The organism is Clostridium sp. UBA2485 (assembly GCF_002341865.1).
In the GTDB taxonomy this organism is placed as follows: Bacteria; Bacillota; Clostridia; order Clostridiales; family Clostridiaceae; genus Clostridium_J.
This window is the reverse complement of the sequence record NZ_DDOV01000065.1, coordinates 20,455-27,243: the sequence shown is the minus strand read 5'-3', so window position 1 is coordinate 27,243 and position 6,789 is coordinate 20,455. Positions and strand designations below refer to the sequence as shown.

Annotated in this window: 6 protein-coding genes; all 6 read right to left on the bottom strand. The window is 28.2% G+C overall.

What is annotated here, in order from left to right:
* Positions 1–51: 51 nt before the first annotated feature.
* Entirely contained in the window at positions 52–936 is an 885-nt protein-coding gene (locus B3603_RS13850; protein ID WP_291565912.1) for a polysaccharide deacetylase family protein, read from the bottom strand.
* Between the two features lie 263 nt (positions 937–1,199).
* A complete protein-coding gene (locus tag B3603_RS13845) occupies positions 1,200–2,219 on the bottom strand; it encodes an ABC transporter ATP-binding protein (RefSeq protein ID WP_291565909.1) in 1,020 nt (339 codons plus the stop codon).
* Between the two features lie 23 nt (positions 2,220–2,242).
* Positions 2,243–3,019 carry an ABC transporter permease gene (locus B3603_RS13840; protein WP_291565907.1) on the bottom strand — a complete coding sequence of 259 codons (777 nt, stop codon included), beginning with the start codon at positions 3,017–3,019 and terminating at the stop codon, positions 2,243–2,245.
* A 51-nt stretch (positions 3,020–3,070) separates the two neighbouring features.
* Entirely contained in the window at positions 3,071–3,916 is an 846-nt protein-coding gene (locus tag B3603_RS13835; RefSeq protein ID WP_291565905.1) for an ABC transporter permease, read from the bottom strand.
* A 3-nt stretch (positions 3,917–3,919) separates the two neighbouring features.
* Positions 3,920–5,149 carry an ABC transporter substrate-binding protein gene (locus tag B3603_RS13830; protein ID WP_291565902.1) on the bottom strand — a complete coding sequence of 410 codons (1,230 nt, stop codon included), beginning with the start codon at positions 5,147–5,149 and terminating at the stop codon, positions 3,920–3,922.
* Positions 5,150–5,791: 642 nt separating this feature from the next.
* Positions 5,792–6,301 carry a GNAT family N-acetyltransferase gene (locus B3603_RS13825; protein ID WP_291565900.1) on the bottom strand — a complete coding sequence of 170 codons (510 nt, stop codon included), beginning with the start codon at positions 6,299–6,301 and terminating at the stop codon, positions 5,792–5,794.
* Positions 6,302–6,789: the final 488 nt, after the last annotated feature.

The window sequence follows — 6,789 nt, the reverse complement described above, 5'->3', positions numbered from 1 at the left end:
TATGAATGTATAGATTAAACTTCAAAATGACACATCTATACTATGTATTTTTTATTTAATAGTTTTAAACTTATATCCTTGCTGTTTTAAATACTCAATTATATTTGGTAAGGCATTTGCAGTTTCTTCCTTACCATATGTATCATGCATTAATATAACTATTTTGTTTTGTTCTCCTGCTGTATTCTTAACTTCAGCTAATAATTCTTCTGCATTTTTCCCGGTACCATCAGCATCACCATTCATAGCATTCCAATCTATACTATACCAGTTCTCTTTTTTAAGTCTTTCATTAAACGCGCCTAGATTAGGATCATTATAATATTCTCTAGACATATATCCACCTGGCATTCTTAAAACCTTTGTATTAAAGTCTTGTCCAATTACTTCTTTCATAGCATTATCAGTACTCTCTACTTCTTTCATATAGGTTTCTATATGAAGTTGATTATTAGGATAAAGCATTTCTAAATTATGTGTATAACTATGATTACCTAATGCATGTCCCTCATCATAAATTCGCTTAACTAATTTTTTACTTTCTTCATTTTTTTCAATATTTTCTCCTAGCTGAAAAAATGTTGCTTTAACATTATATTCCTTCAAAGTATCTAAAATTTTTGGTGTCACTGATGTTGATGGCCCATCATCAAAGGTTAAAAAAGCTACCTTTTCTTCATCATCTTCATATGTTCCTTTTAACATCTGCTCAACTTTAGCTGCATCAACAGCATTTTCATCTAAATTAAATTTTTTACCTTTTCTGTCTTCATCTTTATTTGATAGATTTTCACTTTTCTCACTTAAACCTTCATGATTCTCTATAAATACCGTTGTAGGTTCTTCACCTTTTATAGCTTTTGCTGTTCCTAAAATAGTAATCACACCTACAATTGTTCCTAATGCTATTAATCTCATTAATCCTTTTCTTCTCATTACAGTACCCCCTTAAACTTCTGTTTTTTAGTTAATTTGTTTTTCTTCTCTCATAAAGTATTATATATATCACTTTCGATATTCTTTTATAGAGCTTGTATAGAAGTTGTAAAATTTTTCTTAAATTTTTCTTAAATAGATTTTTTAGTTCTCAGAAATAAAGGAGCTTATTATTTACTAAGTTAAATTACTATATTAATTATTTGTACTAAAAAATCCACCAAAGTTATTGGTGGACCTTCATTATATTTTAATAATATTTTTTAAAATATTATTAAATCATTTTCTTTTAAAAATTTAAGTTTAACTTTTGCTCCTAAAGGTAAATCAATATATTTATTACAGATTACTTTCAATTCACTATTTTGACTTTTTAAAGTATAAATATACCTATCCCCTATATAAAGTTTCTTATAAATAACTATAGAACTGTTTTCATCTAATATGATTTCAATATCTTCAGCTTTAGATATCAATGTTGATTTATAGGAAGACGATTTATCTACCTTTAAATTTATATTAAAAATGTCATTAATAAAATGATTATCTTCAATCAATCCTTCTATTACATTACAGTTTCCAAAAAAGCTGGCAACCTCTAAAGAATTCGGTTTCTCATATATTTCATAAGGTGTTCCAACCTGAAGTATCTTTCCTTCACTCATAAGAGCTATCTTATCTGAAATAGTTAGTGCTTCCTCTTTATCATGAGTTACAAAAACAATAGTCAATTTAAAGGTATTATGTAGATCTTTAATTAAATTTCTCATGGTTTCTCTAAGATTTATATCTAGGCTTGAAAATGGTTCATCTAAAAGTAGAACTTTTGGTTCAGTTACTAATGCACGTCCTAAGGAAACTCTCTGTTTTTGTCCCCCAGAAAGCTGATGAGGATAGCTTTTTTCAAGTCCTTTTAATTCTAGAAGTTCTATTATTTTAGAAACTTTATTATTTATTTCAGATTTAGGAAGCTTTTTTATTTTAAGGCCAAAAGCAATATTATCAAAAACCTTCATATGAGGAAATAATAAATGTTCTTGGAATACAAAGGGAGTATTTCTCTTTTCCATAGGAATATTTCTAACATTTTTTCCATCTATTAATATTTCCCCTTCATCAATAGAATATATACCAGCTATAGTTTTTAATGTGGTAGTCTTACCACAACCTGAAGGTCCTAATAGTGTGAAAAAACATCCTTCTTCTATAGTAAGATTTAAATTATTTAAAATGGTTTTACCACCTAGAACTTTAGTTAGATTTTTTATTTCTATAGAACTCATAACTTTCTCCTTTATACAAATTTCTATAAATAAAAAGATTTCTTATAATGTATAGACACTATCTTTTCTAAAACTATAAGTACCAATAGTGAAGAGGCTATAAAAAGAATACTATAAACTGATGCTAATGTTCTATCTCCACTTTGAATATAAGGTATTAAAACCATAGGTAAAGTTTTTATTAGTCCTCCACCTATAAGAAAAGTTGTAAAGTACTGGCTAAAAGCAATGATAAATACAAAGGCACAAGAAGATATTATGCCTGGTAAAATCATTGGAAATGTAATATAAAAAAATGCCTTTATAGATGAAGCACCTAAACTTTTTGCAGCTACTTCATGTTTTTTCCCAACTATATACATAACATTAGATATAAGTCTTACTCCATAAGGTATACAAGGTATAGTATTTATAAGTGTTACTCCTAAAATTGTATTAGTAAGCCCAAGTTTTATAAATAGTATATGAAGCCCCATAGTAATAGAGGTCAGTGGAAGTATTAAAGGTGAAGTTATTAGTAAAGTAAAAAAAGATTTTCCCTTAAAATCCTCCTGTGATAAAGCTCTAGCTGCAGGAATGCATAATAGAACAGTAAACAATGTAACTAATAATGCACAGCCTATACTATTAAAAGTTATAGATAGTGACTCTGTACTTAGTAAGGCATTAATTCCCCTAGTAGTAATATTATTAGGAATAAGATTTGGATAAGCCCAATTTAAACATAGTGCATAACAAATAAGTATTATAATAGGAAAAATAAATGTAATAGTTAATAATGTGGTAATTAGTCTTTTCAAATAAACTTTCCTTTCTTTAAACATCTTTAATTTGTATTTATTGAAGATGACTTATTTTAAAGTTTTTCTAAAAGCTCTTTCATAAAGCACTATAAGTATTAAAGATATCAATGCTAATATAGTATTTATTGCCATAGCATAGGGCCTATTAAACAAATCAGGACTAGAATATTCTATGAAAGCTTTTACTGGTAATGCCTTAGGCGTAGTTGGACCTAAAAGATATGGAACTTCAAAGGCTCCGAAAGAAAAGGCAAGAATTATTATAAAACTAGTGATTATACTTTTTTTACTTAGTGGAAGTAGTACTTTAGTAAATACTTGTGTATCATTAGCTCCTAAGTTTCTAGATGCTAATATTAAATCTTTATTTATATTAGAAAGAATTCCGTAGGTTATGATGGCCACAAAAGGCACTTCCTTCCATAAGTAAGCAATTATTATACCTATTCCCAACTTATCATTAACCAAAAGTGGAAAGGAACTGGAATCTTTTATTATAGATAAATTATATAATATACGACTTAAATAACCTCCTGTAGAAAATATGGAAATCACTATAAGTACAGTTACCATATGAGGTATTATTACAGGTATCTTCATAATCAAATTATTAGTTTTGCTTTCATGTTTAAACAACATATATGCTAAAAACACTCCAATAATAACAGCTAATACTGATGAAATTAGAGAAGTTTTTAAACTGAAAATTAAAGACTCTATAAAATCTGGTTCTTTAAAAAGTTGTATGTAATATTTAAAAGTTATCTCTTCCATTCCTAAAGAAGGTATAAAGCCAAGGCTTTGGAGAAATCCTTGAATTACCCCAAAGCCTAAAGTTACAACTAAAAATATAGTACATGGAAGAAGCAATATATAGGGAGTTAACTTCTTCACTTATTAGTCCCCCTTAGCAACAGTCTCTAACCATATCTTCTCTATTATAGGTATAAGATGAGCTGCTGGTTCTGATTTTCTATGAGATAAAAGTTCATCTTGCGGTACAATAGCATCGCTAATTTTAGCTTTGTCAAATATAGATTTTTCTTCATCTGATAACTTACTGTTATCTAATACCGGTAAATCACCCCAAGTAATTGGGTCGTATTTAGTACTTTGCATTTCTACAGATAATATAGCATTTGCTACAGCCATAGCACCTTCTTTATTAGAAGCATTAAATGGTATAGCTACGAAATGAGTATTACCAATAGTTCCTTTTTCAAATATAGCTGATTTAGCTTCCTTAGGGTACTCTCCAGTTTTAATCTTTCCATCTATAGAATTTGGTGAGTATGTTACAGTTCCCACAACTTCTTTATCTGCAAACATATTATCCAATTGAGCTATAGTTGCTGGATAAGTTTTTCCTTCACTCCATAAATAAGGCTTTAACTCATTTAAGTAATCTATAGCAGGTTGTATAGCTTTTTGAACTTCTTCTTTAGTTTCAAGTCCATCAAGTTTTTCCTTACCTACAATATCATATATTATGTTTCTTACAAAAGCACTTCCAGTAAAATCTGGTGGTGCAGGATAAGTAAACTTTCCAGGGTTTGCTTTACAAAACTCCATAAGCTCTTCTGCACTTTTAGGAGGTGTTTTTACAAACTCATTATTATAAACCATTACTAGTTGAGCCTTACCATAAGGAACCTCATACCCCTCTACTTCATATCCAAAATCATGTGTAACATCTGGAGATTTTTCATCTATATATTTATTAAAATTAGGCAAGATATCTGCAAATGGACCATAGAGTAAATCAGCTTTTTTAGCAGTATAGAAATTCTCACCATTAATCCAGACTAAATCAATAGTACCACTTTCATTATTTGCTTGTTTTTCACCAAGCATCTTATTTAATATGTTCTCTATATCCATTGGTACTCTTTTTAGAGTTATGTCATAATCTTCCTTAACTTTTTTAGCTAGTACATTATCAATCCAATTGTTTGTAAATTCACTGCCGCCCCAACCATAAAAGTTAACAGTAGAACCTTTAGCTTTGATTAAAGCCTCTTCCCAATTAGCCTTTGGTTCTTCCTCTTTTGCAGTTTCTTTCTTAGTGCAGCCAACTAGCGAAAATACAATCATTGCTGTCAATAAAATAGATATTATTTTTTTCATCTAATCCCACCCTTAATCTATGTTATAAATATACTATTTAAACAATGGAGAATTGACGATTGACAATTATGGATACTTCTCCTTTAAGGGAGAAGCCCTAATTTAAATTTTTTTGAAGTTACATAGTAACTTTTTATGATAAAAACTAGGAATTGCATTGTTTGTAAAAAAATCAGTTAAAGAAATTAGTTTTATTAAAACTAATTTCAACTATAATTGTGAATTGTCCATTTTCAATTATCAATTGATTAAATAGTACATATTTAATTATACATAGTTTTATAAAAAATTACATATTTCTACTATATGCTTTTATAATAGAAACATGTTAACTATTGATAATATTAATAAATAATCAATTTTCTCCATATATCTTTATTAACGTGTATTTTTTATAAATTTAAAAGCTTTAACATACTATGATAATCTTCATTAAAATTACTAATGATTTATGAAGACATTATCTATGTTAAAGCTTTTAAAGTACTACTATAAATTAAAACTAATAAATTTTGTAAAGCATGATTTAGGCATCTTCAAAAAAATAACTTGTTAATACTTTAGTATATTTTATTTCAGATGCCTTATCTATGGAAAAATTTAAAACATTGTAAAGAAATTTGTTACAAAACTTCTTTACAATTACGCAGCCAATTTTAAGAATTGTTTTATAGAAATAGCGTATTGTATTTCTTTTGTTAATTCCTTATCTTTTATAAAACCTACTTTTTTAAATGCTCTTTTAGAACGCTGATTCTCAAAGTTGATTTTTGCAATTACTTCATCAACTCTCCATTCAAAAAATGCTTCTTTCAAACCTTCTTTAATTGCATTAGCTCCTAAGCCTTTTCCCCACTCTTCCTTGTCTCCAATTACTATAACCATCTCTGCTATTTTTCCCTTAGGTACAAGTCGTAGAAAACCAATTGGTTCTTTTTCATCCGTTGTTATCATAAAAAAGCTCCCGTATTGATTAAACAAAGGAGTAAGAATAGGCATATTAACTCTATATATTGTTTCTCTAATGCTATTTCCAACATTTTGTCTTTCATTTAAGTATTTTATTATTTCATCATCTTCTAGCCAATCAATAATTTTCCAAGCATCAGATGTAAACACTTCTTGGCGTAATTTTACCGTATTATTTTTCATTAGTAATTTTCCCCCTAAAAATAATAAAAGCCCTACTATAGGCATACTCCTGCCCAATAATAGGTTTAAAATCAATTACCTTGAAAGTGTACCATCATCACCCATTTAAATCAAATCCTGTAAATAGGGTTACAGAAGAATACTGATTAAAAGAGGATTATTCCTTACCTTTTCTCCATATTCGACATATACTTCTATTTTTAGCGGTAAAAATACAATTATTAGTAGGATATATAATTTGAACGTGGAATTTAATTATTGCAGAAGATGATATTCAAATCATCTGAAATCTTGTTCTTATAAGTAATTATATTATATTTACAGAAAAAGTCCAGTCTCTATAAATTTTATAGAAAACACAGTATTAATCACTTCACAATTCACAATGCAAAATTCACAATTGTCAATTTTCCATTGACTAACTGTAGGCGCAAGCAGTGTTCACCATAAAATCCAAATTAGTTGCTATTATTAAATATGGGGACGGT